Origin of the sequence: Pseudomonas sp. SZ57, from assembly GCF_009495975.1 — a bacterium.
In the GTDB taxonomy this organism is placed as follows: Bacteria; Pseudomonadota; Gammaproteobacteria; order Pseudomonadales; family Pseudomonadaceae; genus Aquipseudomonas; species Aquipseudomonas syringae.
Genome location: NZ_WIBD01000035.1, coordinates 28,052 through 44,235, shown reverse-complemented (window position 1 = coordinate 44,235; position 16,184 = coordinate 28,052). Strand labels below are relative to the sequence as shown.

At 52.7% G+C, this 16,184-nt stretch carries 10 protein-coding genes, 1 tRNA gene and 1 pseudogene; 6 read left to right on the top strand and 6 right to left on the bottom strand.

Annotated elements, in window-relative coordinates; genetic code table 11:
• The first annotated feature begins 234 nt into the window (after positions 1 to 234).
• From dnaG to GE543_RS25260, 6 genes are all read left to right on the top strand, one after another.
• Entirely contained in the window at positions 235 to 2,190 is a 1,956-nt protein-coding gene (gene dnaG, locus GE543_RS25285; protein WP_003411786.1) for a DNA primase, read from the top strand.
• Between the two features lie 67 nt (positions 2,191 to 2,257).
• Entirely contained in the window at positions 2,258 to 4,108 is a 1,851-nt protein-coding gene (gene rpoD / locus GE543_RS25280) for an RNA polymerase sigma factor RpoD (RefSeq protein ID WP_003411788.1), read from the top strand.
• Positions 4,109 to 4,377: 269 nt separating this feature from the next.
• Positions 4,378 to 6,864: a bifunctional diguanylate cyclase/phosphodiesterase gene (locus tag GE543_RS25275; RefSeq protein ID WP_153222631.1), complete on the top strand. Its 2,487-nt coding sequence runs from the start codon at positions 4,378 to 4,380 to the stop codon at positions 6,862 to 6,864.
• A 15-nt stretch (positions 6,865 to 6,879) separates the two neighbouring features.
• Positions 6,880 to 6,956: transfer RNA gene (locus tag GE543_RS25270), tRNA-Ile, on the top strand.
• Between the two features lie 647 nt (positions 6,957 to 7,603).
• Positions 7,604 to 7,894 carry an antitoxin VbhA family protein gene (locus GE543_RS25265; RefSeq protein ID WP_153222630.1) on the top strand — a complete coding sequence of 97 codons (291 nt, stop codon included), beginning with the start codon at positions 7,604 to 7,606 and terminating at the stop codon, positions 7,892 to 7,894.
• A gap of 288 nt (positions 7,895 to 8,182) precedes the next feature.
• Positions 8,183 to 10,021 (top strand): retron Ec67 family RNA-directed DNA polymerase/endonuclease, encoded by a 1,839-nt coding sequence (locus tag GE543_RS25260; RefSeq protein WP_153222629.1) that lies wholly within the window; start codon positions 8,183 to 8,185, stop codon positions 10,019 to 10,021.
• A gap of 47 nt (positions 10,022 to 10,068) precedes the next feature.
• Here the strand turns inward: GE543_RS25260 and GE543_RS25255 are convergent.
• From GE543_RS25255 to msrA, 6 genes and pseudogenes are all read right to left on the bottom strand, one after another.
• Positions 10,069 to 11,611 (bottom strand): annotated as a pseudogene (locus GE543_RS25255) (IS66 family transposase).
• Positions 11,612 to 11,627: 16 nt separating this feature from the next.
• On the bottom strand, positions 11,628 to 11,987 hold the full coding sequence (gene tnpB, locus GE543_RS25250) for an IS66 family insertion sequence element accessory protein TnpB (protein WP_256664802.1): 360 nt from the start codon (positions 11,985 to 11,987) through the stop codon (positions 11,628 to 11,630).
• 281 nt (positions 11,988 to 12,268) lie between these two features.
• Positions 12,269 to 13,168 carry an RES family NAD+ phosphorylase gene (locus tag GE543_RS25245; protein WP_218571931.1) on the bottom strand — a complete coding sequence of 300 codons (900 nt, stop codon included), beginning with the start codon at positions 13,166 to 13,168 and terminating at the stop codon, positions 12,269 to 12,271.
• A gap of 126 nt (positions 13,169 to 13,294) precedes the next feature.
• Positions 13,295 to 14,230 (bottom strand): sce7725 family protein, encoded by a 936-nt coding sequence (locus tag GE543_RS25240; RefSeq protein ID WP_153222627.1) that lies wholly within the window; start codon positions 14,228 to 14,230, stop codon positions 13,295 to 13,297.
• Between the two features lie 7 nt (positions 14,231 to 14,237).
• The gene (locus GE543_RS25235) at positions 14,238 to 15,122 is read right to left on the bottom strand and encodes a sce7726 family protein (protein ID WP_153222626.1); all 885 of its coding nucleotides are present in this window, start codon (positions 15,120 to 15,122) and stop codon (positions 14,238 to 14,240) included.
• A gap of 405 nt (positions 15,123 to 15,527) precedes the next feature.
• Positions 15,528 to 16,034, bottom strand: a complete 507-nt coding sequence (gene msrA / locus GE543_RS25230; RefSeq protein WP_153222625.1) for a peptide-methionine (S)-S-oxide reductase MsrA — start codon at positions 16,032 to 16,034, stop codon at positions 15,528 to 15,530.
• Between the last annotated feature and the right edge of the window lie 150 nt (positions 16,035 to 16,184).

Sequence of the window (16,184 nt, the reverse complement as noted above, 5' to 3'; positions counted from 1 at the left end):
AGGCAGCGTCTTCCGTGTCCCTGGCTCTGTACCACTCAAGTGGACAACGAAGCTTGTGGCCTTTCCGACCTGCTCGCGGGTTCAAGATTTATTCCTTTCAGGCCAACACCGTCCTTCGGATGCAAAGACGCGCCCGTTTATTGCCGACGTCTTCAAAAAGACGGCTGACAGGCTGACGGAACGCTCGTAGAGTCATCCGATATTTTTGCACCACGCTTGAATGATGAGAACGCCATGGCCGGGCTGATTCCCCAGAGCTTTATCGACGACCTTCTGAACCGCACCGATATTGTCGATGTTGTCAGTTCGCGCGTGCAGCTCAAGAAAGCCGGGAAGAACTACACCGCGTGCTGCCCGTTCCACAAAGAGAAAACACCCTCTTTCAGCGTCAGCCCGGACAAGCAGTTCTATTACTGCTTCGGTTGCGGCGCAGGTGGCAACGCGCTTGGCTTCATCATGGACCACGACAACCTGGACTTCCCCCAGGCTGTCGAAGACCTGGCCAAGGCCGCCGGCATGGAAGTGCCTCGCGAACAGAGCGTAAAAGGCCAAAAGCCCCGGCAACCGACCGATTCCCCGCTCTACCCGCTGCTGACCGCCGCCGCCGAGTTCTACCGCCAGGCCCTGAAAAGCCACCCGTCACGCAAGGCTGCGGTGGATTACCTCAAGGGCCGCGGGCTGTCCGGCGAAATCGCCAGGGACTTTGGCCTGGGCTTCGCCCCTCCCGGCTGGGACAACCTGTACAAGCACCTGAGCAGCGACTCGTTGCAGCAAAAGGTGATGATCGATGCCGGCCTGCTGATCGAGAACGCCGAAACCGGCAAACGCTACGACCGCTTCCGCGACCGGGTGATGTTTCCGATCCGTGACTCACGCGGGCGCGTCATCGCCTTTGGCGGCCGCGTACTGGGCGATGACAAACCCAAGTACCTGAACTCCCCGGAAACACCGGTTTTCCACAAGGGCCAGGAGCTGTACGGGCTGTTCGAGGCGCGCAAATTCAATCGCAACCTCGATGAAATCATCGTCGTTGAAGGCTACATGGACGTCATCGCCCTGGCACAGCAAGGGTTGCGCAATGCCGTGGCCACGCTGGGTACTGCAACCAGCGAAGAGCATTTGAAGCGCCTGTTCAGGGTGGTACCCAACGTACTGTTCTGCTTCGACGGCGATCAGGCCGGACGTAACGCTGCATGGCGTGCGCTGGAAGCGACCCTGTCGAACCTGCAGGACGGACGCCGGGCGCGCTTTCTGTTTCTTCCCGAAGGCGAAGACCCGGACACACTGGTGCGCTCCGAAGGCACCGACGCGTTCAAGGCACGCATCAATCAGCACGCACAGCCGCTGGCCGATTACTTTTTCGAGCAACTGACTAAAGAGTCCGACCCGCGCTCGCTGGAGGGCAAGGCGCACATGGCCACCCTTGCGGCGCCATTGATCGACAAGGTGCCCGGCGCGAACCTGCGTATTCTGATGCGTCAGCGCCTGACCGAAATTACCGGGCTGACCGGCGAGGCCGTCAGTCAGCTGGTGCAGAGCGCGCCGGCAGAGGCGCCACCGAGTTACGACCCGTATGTCGACTACGACGCCATGCCTGATTTTGCCGATTACCAGCCACAAGGCGGTTATGAGCCTCAGCAGGAATGGACGCAGAAGAAAACCGGCGGTCCGAATCAAAAAAAATGGGACAACAAATCCTGGGGCAAAAAAGGCAAGCGCCAGGACTTCGAACCTCGAACGCCGCGTGTTCCCACCGCCGTCGAGCCGCCCATGCAGGCCGCACTGAGAACCTTGCTGCATCACCCCGAATTGGCGGAAAAGGTCGAAAATGCCAGCCATTTCGCTGCAGAAGACCAATCCAACGCACAACTGCTGGTCGCTCTTATCGAGGCCCGGCAAAAGAATCCGAACCTTCGGTCGTTACAGTTGATAGCGCGATGGCACGGGACTGAACAGGGCCGCTTGCTGCGCGCACTGGCAGAAAAGGAATGGCTGATTGAGGCCGATAACCTTGAACAACAGTTTTTCGACACTATAACTAGCTTATCCGCTCGCCAACGCGAGCGCAGTCTGGAACATCTGATCAGCAAGGCTCGGCAGACCGAGTTGAGCGCAGAAGAGAAAATTCAGCTTAGGGAACTGCTAAATCGCAATGTTCCCGCACAAACCCCGACCTCAACTGGCGCGTGAGGTCATAGCTCGGGTATAATCCTCGGCTTGTTTTTTGCCCGCCAAGACCTTCAGTGGATAGGGTGTTATGTCCGGAAAAGCGCAACAGCAATCTCGTATCAAAGAGTTGATCACCCTGGGTCGTGAGCAGAAGTATCTGACTTACGCAGAGGTCAACGACCACTTGCCCGAGGATATTTCAGATCCCGAGCAGGTGGAAGACATCATCCGCATGATCAACGACATGGGGATCCCGGTACACGAGAGTGCTCCGGATGCGGACGCCTTGATGCTGGCCGACGCCGATACCGACGAGGCAGCCGCAGAAGAAGCGGCTGCAGCGTTGGCAGCGGTCGAGACCGACATCGGGCGTACCACCGATCCTGTTCGTATGTACATGCGGGAAATGGGCACCGTTGAACTTCTGACCCGTGAAGGCGAAATCGAAATCGCCAAACGTATCGAAGAAGGCATCCGTGAAGTGATGGGCGCAATTGCGCACTTCCCAGGCACGGTTGACCATATTCTCTCCGAATACACACGCGTCACCAGCGAAGGCGGTCGCCTTTCCGATGTCCTGAGCGGCTATATCGACCCGGACGACGGCATTGCGCCGCCTGCCGAAGTCCCGCCGCCTGTCGACCCCAAAGCCGTCAAGGCCGAGGGTGCCGATGACGACGAAGAAGAGTCGGCAGACGCCAGCGACGAAGAAGACGAAGTCGAGAGCGGTCCTGATCCGGTCATCGCCCAGCAGCGCTTCGGTGCGGTTTCCGATCAAATGGAAATCACCCGCAAGGCCTTGAAGAAGTTTGGTCGCGACGACAAGCACGCCATTGCCGAAATGGTTGCACTGGCCGAACTGTTCATGCCGATCAAACTGGTTCCAAAACAGTTTGAAGGTCTGGTAGAGCGTGTACGCGGTGCTCTTGAGCGTCTTCGTGCTCAGGAACGCGCCATCATGCAGCTGTGTGTACGTGATGCACGTATGCCGCGCGCCGACTTCCTGCGCCAGTTCCCAGGCAACGAAGTTGACGAAAGCTGGACTGACGCACTGGCCAAGGGCAAGAGCAAATACGCCGAAGCCATCGGTCGCCTGCAGCCTGACATCCAGCGTTGCCAGCAGAAGCTGTCCGCACTGGAAGAAGAGACCGGCCTGAAAATCGCCGAGATCAAGGACATCAACCGTCGCATGTCGATCGGTGAGGCCAAGGCCCGCCGCGCGAAGAAAGAGATGGTCGAAGCGAACTTGCGTCTGGTGATCTCCATCGCCAAGAAGTACACCAACCGTGGTCTGCAATTCCTCGATCTGATCCAGGAAGGCAACATCGGCTTGATGAAGGCTGTGGACAAGTTCGAATACCGTCGTGGCTACAAGTTCTCGACCTATGCCACCTGGTGGATCCGTCAGGCGATCACTCGCTCGATTGCCGACCAGGCACGCACCATTCGTATTCCGGTGCACATGATCGAGACGATCAACAAGCTCAACCGTATTTCCCGGCAGATGTTGCAGGAAATGGGTCGCGAACCGACCCCGGAAGAGCTGGGCGAACGCATGGAAATGCCTGAGGATAAAATCCGCAAGGTATTGAAGATCGCAAAAGAGCCGATCTCCATGGAAACCCCGATCGGTGACGACGAAGATTCGCACCTGGGTGACTTCATCGAAGACTCGACCATGCAGTCGCCAATCGATGTCGCCACTGTTGAAAGCCTGAAAGAAGCGACACGCGAAGTGCTGTCGGGCCTTACCGCCCGTGAAGCCAAGGTTCTGCGCATGCGTTTCGGCATCGACATGAATACCGACCACACGCTTGAAGAGGTTGGTAAGCAGTTTGACGTAACCCGCGAGCGGATTCGTCAGATCGAAGCCAAGGCACTGCGCAAGCTGCGTCACCCGACAAGAAGCGAGCACCTGCGCTCGTTCCTCGACGAGTAATCGCACCAGCGAGTCAACAAAACCCCCGGCATGCCGGGGGTTTTGCGTTTCCGGGGCAAAAGAAAATTCAAAATTTGCAGGCCCAGTTGTCAATTGACCCAATCAAAAAGAGGTCAGACATCAGTCTAATTGCAGCGCCTGAAAAATTGACCTACAACTATGTATCACACCAGACACCAGCGCTCTTCGAACCAAGCCTTGGATCATTGAAGTTACAAGGTTACGCCACACCATCATCAGCGATAGTCAGACACGGACGTAAGCCGCATATGCGTGGAGTAATCAAAAACAGTGACCGGGAAGCGTCATGCCTGTCCGAGGGAAAATTCGCCTCGATCTTCGCTCAATGCCCGGATGCCATGCTGATCGTCAGCCTTGCCGACGGACACATCATGGATGCCAACGAGGCGTTCGTAGAGCGAACCGGCCTCCCCCTTGATGAAGTGATTGGCAAGACGCCGACAGAACTGAATCTGTGGGCAGTGCCAGGCATCGGCCCAAAAGTCCTGCTGCAATTGCAGACCGGCGATATCCATAATCTGGAGATACCCTTTCGGCGCAAAAACGGCGAAACCTTTTCAGGGCTCATGTCCGCCCAACCGTTCGAGCATAGCCCGATACCTGCCGTGCTGGTGATAGTGCGTGATATCACCCAGCTCAAACTGGCCCGACAACAATTACAGCTTTCCGAAGAGAAGTTCGCCAAAGCCTTTCATGCCTCGCCTGACGGGATGGCGATTACCCGGCAGCAGGACGGCATGCTGCTGGAGGTCAACGAAGGGTTCTGCCGCTTGACCGGGTACAGCGAAGAGTATTGCCTTGACCACTCGACATTCGACCTGGGTATCTGGGTTGACCTGAGCGAGCGCTCAATACTCATCGAGCAAATGAAACAGCATGGTTTCGTCAGGGATCTGCGGGTCCGGATTCGTAACAACAATGGCGATGTTCGACTGTGCGAACTGTCCTCTCAACCCCTCATCATTGCAGGTGAAGACTGTCTGCTGACGATTACACGGGATATCACCGAAAGCAGGCAAATGCAGGAGAAACTGCATCTCGCGGCGACTGTTTTCGAGAGCACTGCCGAGGGTGTGCTCATCACCAATACCGACCAGAGCATCAGCGCCGTCAACCGCGCGTTCACGGAAATCACTGGCTACAGCGAAAGTGAAGCCATCGGGCAGACCCCTCGCCTGCTTGCCTCCGGCCAACATGACAGCGCGTTCTATGCCTCGATGTGGCACCAACTGACAGCCGAGGGCCACTGGCAGGGCGAAATCAGCAACCGCCGCAAGAACGGCGAGCTTTACCCGAGCTGGCTGACCATCAGTGCCGTGCGCAACAAAGACAACTTCCTGACCCACTTCGTCGCCGTCTTCGCCGACATTTCCAGCCTCAAACACGCCCAGGCGCGCCTCGACTATCAGGCCCATCATGACCCGCTCACCGGCCTGCCCAACCGAATACTGTTCGAGAGCAGGCTTCAAGCCGCCCTGCTGCACAGCGAAGAGTCCGGCAGCCTCGGCGCAGTCCTGTTCCTCGATCTGGATCGCTTCAAGCACATCAATGACAGCCTGGGCCACCCGGTCGGCGACCTGCTGCTGAAAGGCATCGCACACCGGCTAAAGGAAACCCTGCGCGACATCGACACCGTCGCACGTCTGGGCGGCGACGAGTTTATCGTTCTACTGCCGGGCCTGCTGCAAGCCAGCGACGCACAGGCCATCGCCAATAAATTACTGGCCTGTTTCAACACGCCCTTCGAGGCTGGCGAACATGAGCTCTACATCAGCCCCAGCATCGGCAGCTGCGTGTTCCCCACCGACGGCACAGACGTAGCCACGCTGGTCAAAAATGCCGACGCGGCGATGTACCGCTCCAAGGCAAAAGGCCGCAACAGGGTCGAAAGCTATACCTGCGACCTCAGTGAGCAGGCCAGTGAGCGCATCGCCCTTGAGCAGGAACTGAGACGAGCCCTGGAGCGCAATCAACTGACACTGGCCTACCAGCCCAAAATCAACCTGACGACCCAGACACTGGCAGGCGCAGAAGCCCTGATCCGCTGGAACCACCCGACCTTTGGCGAAGTGCCGCCCGAACACTTCATTCCTCTGGCGGAAGAAAACGGCATGATCCTGCAGATCGGCGACTGGGTGCTGGAGCAGGCCTGCCGCCAGATGGGCGTATGGCGCAAGACCTGTCAGCCGTTCGGCCCGCTCTCGGTGAACCTGGCAGGCGCGCAACTGCGCCAGACCAACCTGCTGGAACGCATCGAACAGCTGCTCACGGACAACGGCCTGGAACCCGGCTGCCTGCAACTGGAGATCACCGAAAACTTCATCATGAGCCAGACCCAGGAAGCGCTGGCCGTGCTGCACCAATTGAAGACACTCGGTGTGCAACTGGCGATCGACGACTTCGGCACCGGCTACTCCTCACTGAGCTACCTCAAACGCCTGCCACTGGACATCCTCAAGATCGACCAGTCCTTCGTCCGCGGCCTGCCGGAAGACACCCACGACGCCGCCATCGTCCGCGCCATCATCGCCCTGGGGCGCAGCCTGCAACTGACCGTGATCGCCGAGGGCGTGGAGAACAGCGAGCAGCAGCAATTCCTGACCAGCGAAGGCTGCGAACAGATCCAGGGCTACATCGTCAGCCTGCCCCTCGACGCCGAAGAATTCCGCGCAAGATTTCTTCTTATGAATCTTTCGGACTTTTCGGATAGCACAGCCGCGAAACCGCCGTTATAATCCGCGACCTACTGAGGGCCCATAGCTCAGTTGGTTAGAGCAGAGGACTCATAATCCTTTGGTCCACGGTTCGAGTCCGTGTGGGCCCACCACCTTTGAAAGCCGCGCATTGCGCGGCTTTCGCGTTTCTGGCGGAACCACCTCAGACACAGTCCTATGGTCCAAGGGTACAATTTAGGTACAGTGCTGGTTCGCTAGCCGCCTAGGAGCACCCTCTCATGGCTACTCTCGTCAAAGCTCCTTCGCTCCCTTCCCGCTCGCGGGAAGGGCGGGGGATGGGCAATTCACAAATCCGTTAACCTATTGTAAGTAAAAGACTAATAGCAAAAACAAGACAGTTTCAGCGCGCACCTGATTTCAGGTTCAGTCATAAGCCGCATTAAAAACCTGCCACGGACACACATCTCCACGGCGGACGAATGCAACAAGACTGCGAAAACTCCGCGCTCCGCTTGGGCAACCCCTTCGGTTGCATCCCTTGTCCGAACCTGCCGGAATGGCTGAGAGGGCAGGTACAGCGGGCGGAGCCCTTGACCTCCCCCTTACCATAGGCTCAGTGCTTCCTGTGGCGTCAAGGGTTCGGCTATGCCCGGCCTCCTGCTCGCTTTCGGCTGCGCTCCGCATGCGGCTTCAGGTGCCGCCCTTGACACCGCATCCAGCCAAAACCTTGATACTTTGGTACGCACCTGAGACTGGAGCGGCCCCCCTCCTGCGTTCAACAAAACGGTGAGAAATCCACATGACCTCAGAAAAACAAGAGCCAACGCAGCATCAAGGAAGCACCGAAATCGAAGCCGTTGATGGGAGTAATCCGGAGCATCAGATTTCTGAGGCAGAGCAGAACCAGCGTAAGAAAGCTGTCGCCCTCACCAATGCGTCCATTGGGCTTTCTGGATTCGAAACCTCAGAAGCAATGAAACACCTTGGTCAGCGCTACATCAACGGCGAAATTGACCTGAACGAGTTTGTGGTGCTCTCGCAGAAGATACTTCCTGATACGGGCGATTCTCAGCCATCAGGAACGCAGTGAGCTTTGCTAAAAGCTTGTTCATAAACAAGAACTAAAGCGGATGGAAATCTAGTACAGGATAGGCTTTCACCGGAAAGCTGTACTACACAACGCCATCACACCTTGCAAAAATGATGGCGCCTTGATAGCTTCCGCCATGGCTTATGGGCAGATTTTTGGATCGCGGATCGCGATCAGTTAAAACAATGTCCGAAAGGGCTGCCTTATGAGACTTGTCGACCCTTGACGGTCCCTCCACTTGCGTAGGAGTGCCCATAAGCCATTTTTTTCCTCTGCACAGTTCATAATATGAAAAATATCGACGCTCTGCGAGCTGCACGAACAAAACCAGAACTTGCACTACTCCTAGGCGTAAAAGCTTCTTTCCTTACATATGTTCTGTATGTATTAAAGCCTGACACACTATATAGAAGCTTCACACTAAAAAAGAAAAGTGGCGGCACCCGCACAATACATGCACCATACGAAAGCCTTAAGAGCATACAGTCCTCGCTATCTAATCTCTTACAAGACTGTATCGAAGAAATTAACAAAGCCAAACCTGCAAAGGCTATCAAAACAAAATTTATTATCACTAAAAAAGATAAAAACTCAGACCATAAAAAGAAGAAGCGTCCAGATCACACATTCACACCGACACTCTCTCACGGCTTTGTTCGCAAGCGTTCAATTATCACAAACGCAATGATGCACCTTAATAGAAAAAATGTTCTAAACGTAGATTTAAAGGATTTTTTTGACAGCTTTAATTTTGGAAGAGTGCGTGGTTTTTTTATTACAAACCGAAACTTTCAGCTCCACCCTGACATAGCAACAGTGATCGCGCAAATAGCCTGCTATAACAACACCCTTCCGCAGGGAAGTCCGTGCTCCCCAGTAATAACAAATTTAATCACCCACATCCTAGATATAAAGCTTGCAGCCTTGGCGCGAACCTACTCTTGTACATACAGTAGATATGTCGACGACATTACTTTTTCTACACGGAAAAAAATCTTTCCTGAGCAGATCATGAAAGACCTAGAAGGATCTTACACAGCCGGATACCTACTTAACGGTGAAATCCAAAGAGCTGGGTTTAATCTAAACCCTAAAAAAACTCGAATCCGAAACCAAGATTCACGCCAAGAAGTCACCGGATTAGTTGTAAATAAAAAACCAAACGTGAATTCAAAATATTGGCGCACTGTAAAATCGCAGTGCCACTTACTTTTTAAGAGTGGTACGTTTGTAGATATAATTGACGACAAGCCGGCGCCGGGCAACATCAACCAACTGGAAGGCCGTTTAAACTTCATCGACCAAGTTGATTATTATAATCGTCTGCGCGACAAGGCGCCACTTAATCCCGAGTACATGCCCCACAAACCCAGCAACAACACACGAAGACTATTAAGTGGTAGAGAGCTTACATTTAGCCGTTTTTTATACTTTCGATCATTTTATGCTAATGAAAAAGTAACGATAATATGCGAAGGCAAGACAGATAATATTTATTTAAAAGCCGCCATAAAAAAGCTTAGTCCTGCTTACCCCAAATTAGCTAAGCCCAAATCTGCAACATCCGCATATCAGCTGCTTGTATCTATATTCAATTATAGCGCCCGAACGCGCTTTTTAATGGAATTATACGGCGGCACTCCCTACTTAAAAGATTTCATAGCAGAGTTCAAAGAAAATCATAAGTTCTACAAAGCACCCAAGCCTGCCAACCCCGTTATTATTATCTTAGATAACGACAAAGGCTTCAACATCGTCGAAAGCTTGCTTAGGGGGGACAAAGTGCAAGCGACTCCATACCCAAGAACACCCGGTCAATTTGAGTTCAGGGGAGCGAACTTCATCCACGTCACTGAAAACCTTTACCTCGTGCTGACACCCCTAGCGCCCCCCCCAGACAGACAAACTGCAATTGAAGATTTGTTCACTCAGGACACACGAGACGAACAGGTTGATGGAAAAATTCTTAGTTTAGAGAAAGAATTTGACAAGGCCACTCACTACGGCAAAGACGCATTTGCCAACAAAGTAGTACTGGTTAAAAAAAGCAGCATTGACTTCTCCGGATTTAACGTAATTCTCAATCGGATTATGCAATGCATAGAGCATTATGACTCTATAAAATAGAGGTAGCAGCGCCACAAACCCCACCTAGCAAAAAATGAGGATTGGGTTTAGCGAGGCATCTCTGGCGAGCAGTTCCACGGCAGCAAGGCTTCGTAAGCCTTCTACGGATGCAGCTTGCGGCAACCGCTCAAGCACTTGGCGCAGCCACGTATAAGGCTCTTGGCCGTTGAGTTTGGCGGTCTCGACCAAGCTGTAGATCTGGGCGCTGGCCGTGGCGCCTTTGGGCGTGTCGCTGAACAGCCAGGCTTTTCGTCCGATGGCGAACGGCCTGATTGCTCTTTCGGCAGCGTTTTTGTCGATGGGTAGAAAACCAGCTTCGATATAACGCTCTATCCGGCTCCAGTTGTGAGCCAGTTAGTTCACAGCTTTACCCAAGGCTCCTTGTGACGTGACCTGCGGCTGCGTTGTTTCCATCCATGCTTTGAGCTTCGTCAGCTCAGGCAGGCTTTTTTCCTGACGACCGATGTAACGTTGCTCATCGCTGACATCCTTGAGTTCACGCTCGATGCCATACAGTTTGTTAATGCATGCCAGTGCAACATCAGCGCGGCCCGTTTTGCCTTGAGGCTGCACTTTCTTTGCCTCCACGAACTTGCGTCGTACATGGGCCATGCACGCCAGACGTTCCACACCCGGTTGCAACGTCAAAGCGTTATAGCCCGCGTAATCGTCGGTGATCACGTAGCCCCGATAACTCTCCAGCAGGCACAGCGGCACTTCCTGCGCACGGCTGGTGGTGTAGTCGAACAGGAGGACTTTTCGGTCTGGTGGTCCGCTGGCCTGTACCCACATCCAGGATTGGCTGGGCGGTTCACGATCTGGCTCTTTTAGTACCTGGACTCGGGTTTCATCGCAGTGGATAAACGGGCTTTCGAACAACCGATCACGCATCAAATTCAACAGCGGCTGGAAGTGCTCGCTGCACTGGATCACCCAGCGCGCCAGCGTCTGGCGCGGTATCTCGATGCCATGTCAACTCAGCACCGTTTCGAAACGATGCAGAGGCAAACCGTCGACATATTTGGTGGTCAGCAGCATGGCTAGTACGCTCGGACTGACCATGCTCGTTTCGATCAACTGAGCCGGTTTGTCAGCCGTGACCGGTGCCGTTTCGCAACCGCGGCAACTGTAGACTTTGCGGATATGTTTAATCACCGGGATCTACATCGGCACGATATCCAGCTGCTCGCTGGTTTCTTCGCTGATGACATGCTTGCGGCAACCGCAGGCACAGGTCAGTTCGTGCTCAGGCAGCTCGTGGATGACTTCGATGCGGGGAAGATCAGCCGACAGTGGCTTGCGTTTACCACGGTATTTGACCGGTGCAACGACCTCTTCGTCAGCGTCGCCGAAGGGTAGCATCGGCTCGCTTTCGGGTTCGTTGAATAGCGCGAATTGCGGCGTGTTGGGTTCGACCGTCTGTTCGGACTTACGTCCGAACAGTCCGAACAGACGGTCGCGCAGTAACTTGATCTGTTCGTTGAGATCGACGATATGCCCCTTGTCAGCCGTGCGCTCAATCAGTAACTGCGCGAGCAGTTGCTTGAGCAATACAGGGTCATCTGGAAGATCTCCGGGCATGGAAATCATACCCGGATTATACCTGTCAGGCGACGAATCTTGGAGTTAAAACCTGATGAGAGCGGTTGCGCCAGAGATCAAAACCGTCGAGCAACCAGTTCAGTTCCTGAACCGTCAGCACGATGGCTTCGTCTGTCTCATCGGGAGAAGTTTTGAAACGCTCGGACTCCAGGCGTTTGAGCCAAAGGCAGAAGCCGTTGCGCTCCCAGTAAAGGATTTTCACTCGGTTACGAGGGCAATTCAGAAAAACAAAAAGCACGGGATCGAACACGGCAACTTTGATGTCGAGCTCGACCAGTGCAGCCAGGCCGTCAATAGATTTTCGAAAGTCCACCGGTTTGGGGTAGAGGTACACTTTTTCGACTTTGGCGTCGGGTCGCATCATTAGGTGCTGACTCCTGAAAAGAATCGGGAGCACAGCATCAAGCTTCAATGGCTGGTTGGGAATGTGGGGTTCATGAGGCGCTTACCAAAAAAGGCCGCAACCAAAAACAATGATCGCGACCGAACCAAACTCGATGTTCACTCAACATTATCAATGTATTGTTTAAACTGATCATGCTTCAGTTTATTTGATTTTTCTGCAACTATGCAAACAGATCCTCTTGGACCACTCTGATAGCCATTATTTTCCCCTCCCCCCCAATATTCAAAAGCCCCGAAAAATCATTCACCGAAATTCACCATTACGCTAATTACGCGCTGGCTTTTTATTTCACCGACTCTCGCCAAGTGCGGGTCAAACAGAGCTAGGTTAACGCCGTCCCCAACCGAGCTTCGGTATAAAACCCCATCGAAACCGCAAACCTTCACATACTCACATAGGAATTGACTAGGTACATAGTCAAATGCAGCGGAACGCGGAAGAACAGGCCTGGTTAGCTCATCACCCAATTTCTCAAGAAACTCTATGTCGCTTCTGAGCATAGAAATCTCTGTTTCGTCGGACAAAATAAATGGCGATACACTACGGCGAGGATGCCTCAAATCTATAAGTTTCAATGCAGCTGGGATTTCATATGCTGCAATGCAAGCAAGCTCTCCCGTGTGGGGCCTTATTTCAGAAATCGCAGTCAACTCAGTAGAGGCTAGATACAAATAGGGTATACCGGCAGGGTTGGCCCTACCATGAGAAGCCAAATGCTTGGGGGGAGCCCCCATCTCATTAGGAGGGAATGGATCAGCACCACTTTGAATCCGAGACCTGAACCAGAGAGCAGGGAGCTCATCTTGAGGCAAAATCAAAAAACTAAATAAACGACTGAGACGCGACAGGTTGATTTCGGTTTTTGGAAAATATCTGTTCTGATGAATTAACTCTTGACGAAGATCACTCCAGCGTTGAAGTGCATTCTCAGCAGCTAGATTGGCTGACGGTTTGAATCTTTGCCTCACTACTTCGCCATCATCTAAAATATCGCTCAACAGTTCCTTAGAGTGTGCGACATCCATACGTTCATGGGCGAACAGTCCCCAGTCACTTTTTAAAAGATCAACCAAACCAGAACCTGCGGGGTCAGTGACATAGGCTCCTCTGAGCAGTTCAAAATGTTCTCTTAACTCCATAGGCTCAAGCAGCGGCTGATTTACGGATAGGCAGTAGTTACAGTTTCCTAAACGCTTGGAAACTTCAGAGAAGACGCTCCGCCTGAGATGAGAGTCACCAAAACAGACCGGGCAGCAGTACATACATTATCTTCCATAAAAATAATTAGCCATTACTTCGATATGATGCTGCATGGATAATTTCTTGATATAACCAAGCCCTGGAAAGTGGCCACGATTGTGCAAGTCAATAAACTCTTGCACCGCCCTCGTTCTATCTATCTTGGTATCTGGACTAGTAGCTTCAGCAACAAGTTTTCTTACAGCCTCTGCGAACTTTCCAGCGGGGTCGGTCGGAGTCTCAAATCTATCAGACTTAAAGTGATGGATAAACATATCATCACCTTGATCATCATCGATAAAGGTTAGATGAATTGCGACAGCGTAGGCGGGCCCACCACCTTCTGAATACTCATCACCAACCATTAGAAAGTCGCCGAAGCCATCTGCGCCGTCTTCAATGAAGGTTATATGGAGATCAGAAAAGAACTCGACTTCCGGATGCAGACGATTTGCGCGTTTAACGAACCCGTCTTTGACTATGATCCGCTCAAACTCATTGAAGCTTCTTTGGTATCTACGGTTAGCCTTTTCAAGAAACACATGGGCTACATCGTCATCAGTATCAATCAGATTTAGGAGGTCTGCATCATCGCGGAATCCAGCATGGATAAAAAGGACCCTCCGTCCATCGAGGGTTTCCAAGAGTTCTCTAATCTCTTCCAAATCCGTGTTCTCGCTGAGCAATATACCAGCGAACACAGAACTATTCTGCTCATAGGTGTCTTCCAACAATTCGAGAATAGAAGAAAAATCCCTTGAAAGCTCGCCATATTGGGGATTAACGACCAATACAATGTTGCCACCAGCATCAATCACTGCATCAACAGTACGAACAACTCCACTCAGCGACTCTTTAACTGGCTCTAGGATTGGGACAAACCCACGCCTGGCCATAATATCTGCACACTCACGAATTGCAATTAAATCATACTGCTTACCACGAAAATAAGGGTAGTACATGCTCCATTCATCCCCATTTCAATGCATCCATTAGAGGAGTATCCAATGCTCCAAGCAGATTTTCCTTTCCGCGTTTTTTCATCGGAACGGTCAGTGCAAAAACCCTCAATGACCGGGGTACTTTCTGCAAGGATTCAGACATCCCAGACAAACTTCTAGTTATCTTTAGAACCTTTACCATTTCATCATGCACCTGTGCCGAAGGTAGCTTAGAAAACTCTAACTCCAACGCGTAATGCATTAGCGTATTAGGTAGATCTGGCACAGCGACACCTAAACGCTTTAGAACCTCACCTGCCTCTTTTTTTGTAATGCTGTTGAATATAGAGACAGAATTAGTTCGTTCAGGATCATTCACTCCTTTCCGAATTTTTGAGATTTGAAATCGCTCAGTGAGGACCGACACCCCGACAAAATCTGGCACGGTATCTTGAACTGCCCTCAAATGCTTTTCAGCACAAAGCACCGTGACTTCTGCAAAGACTTCACTGTACGATGAGACTTGCGTACACAATCTATCTAGGCGGTCTCTCTCAGACTTAATCTCAAACGCATTCGAGGTTCCGTTGAGCATAACGAGATCAGCCTTATTCCCACCTACTCTGAACTCATCAACGATAGAGGCTGTATTGAGAGAGTGAGAGCCCAGCAAGACTTTCTGAATAATAGCTGATTTATACGCATATTCGTTCCGAAGGTCTGAGCGTTTCAAAAAATTGAAACACTCATCAAAGAATCTTCCGACACTCCAAGTGCAGGTATTTTCTTCGCGATAAATCTCATGCACCAGCCGCGCAAAAAGGGACGAGCGACCGTCTCTTACAAGCTCCCGAAAGACGGCAGAGGAGAAGATCCTCGCGATTGCCGCCTGAACGTGACCCTCTGTCTGCATGACTCTGTTCACCCCGTCAAACCCTTCGATTATTCCTTTCGGACCAGCGGAAGGGAATCCTACGCTGGTGTGGCCAAGTTGCCATTATACCCCTTCCCCCATCACCTCGCTTCGGTACAATAGCGGTACGCTAGGCAGCTTGTCTAAATTTCGATTACCTTCGCCAAACCCGCTTCCAGATTGAGCTTGAGCTTCCTGCACCTTCGTTACCCTACGAGAGGCTCCGGTTGGTTCGCGATCCGGCTAGGCGACTCATAATCCTTTGGTCCACGGTTCTAGTCCGTGTGGGCCCACCAACTTGAAAGCCGCACATTGCGCGGCTTTTTTGTTTTGGGGTGGTTCTCTCAGATACAGGTCAGCTTTTGCGCTCTCCCCTATCGCGGCCTTTCCCGATGCGATTCAGGTTCAAGCCCGCTTGGGCAACTTCCAGTTCGGCCGGATGAAGTGGCAGGTATAACCGTTCGGTATCCGCTCCAGATAATCCTGATGCTCCGGCTCCGCCTCCCAGAACTCACTCGCGGGCTCGATTTGCGTGACCACACGCCCCGGCCACAGCTTGGAGGCGTCCACGTCAGCCGCGGTATCTTCGGCAATATCCCTTTGCTGTTCGCTCAGGTAGTAAACCGCCGAACGATAGCTTGGCCCAAGATCATTGCCCTGCCGGTTAGGCGTGCTCGGGTCATGGATCTGGAAAAAGAACTCAAGAATCTGCCGGTAGCTGATCACCGCCGGGTCAAACACGATCTCAATCGCTTCGGCATGGTTGCCGTGGTTGCGGTAGGTGGCGTTCGGTACGTCACCACCGGTGTAGCCGACTCGCGTATGCAGCACGCCGGGGTAGCGTCGCAACAAATCTTGCATGCCCCAGAAGCAGCCGCCGGCAAGGATGGCGGTTTCGGTTGAGTTGGTCATGGTCTGTCCTTGCGGTTTATGGAGACAGGGATAGTTATGGGGTGATGCCGGGCAATACCAAGCCGGATGAAGTAAAAAACAGGATCGTGTTGCGGAACGAGTAAACGTTTTACAGAAGCCTTGGCGCCTTGCTCCGTTGCCTACAGTTGC

Excerpts from the sequence above, each read along its gene's own strand:
- GE543_RS25260 (WP_153222629.1), top strand. The coding sequence starts at position 8,183 with ATGAAAAATATCGACGCTCTGCGAGCTGCACGAACAAAACCAGAACTT.
- GE543_RS25265 (WP_153222630.1), top strand. The coding sequence starts at position 7,604 with ATGACCTCAGAAAAACAAGAGCCAACGCAGCATCAAGGAAGCACCGAA.
- GE543_RS25275 (WP_153222631.1), top strand. The coding sequence starts at position 4,378 with ATGCGTGGAGTAATCAAAAACAGTGACCGGGAAGCGTCATGCCTGTCC.
- dnaG (WP_003411786.1), top strand. The coding sequence starts at position 235 with ATGGCCGGGCTGATTCCCCAGAGCTTTATCGACGACCTTCTGAACCGC.
- GE543_RS25235 (WP_153222626.1), bottom strand. The coding sequence starts at position 15,122 with ATGCAGACAGAGGGTCACGTTCAGGCGGCAATCGCGAGGATCTTCTCC.
- rpoD (WP_003411788.1), top strand. The coding sequence starts at position 2,258 with ATGTCCGGAAAAGCGCAACAGCAATCTCGTATCAAAGAGTTGATCACC.
- GE543_RS25240 (WP_153222627.1), bottom strand. The coding sequence starts at position 14,230 with ATGTACTACCCTTATTTTCGTGGTAAGCAGTATGATTTAATTGCAATT.
- msrA (WP_153222625.1), bottom strand. The coding sequence starts at position 16,034 with ATGACCAACTCAACCGAAACCGCCATCCTTGCCGGCGGCTGCTTCTGG.
- tnpB (WP_256664802.1), bottom strand. The coding sequence starts at position 11,987 with ATGATGCGACCCGACGCCAAAGTCGAAAAAGTGTACCTCTACCCCAAA.
- GE543_RS25245 (WP_218571931.1), bottom strand. The coding sequence starts at position 13,168 with ATGGAGTTAAGAGAACATTTTGAACTGCTCAGAGGAGCCTATGTCACT.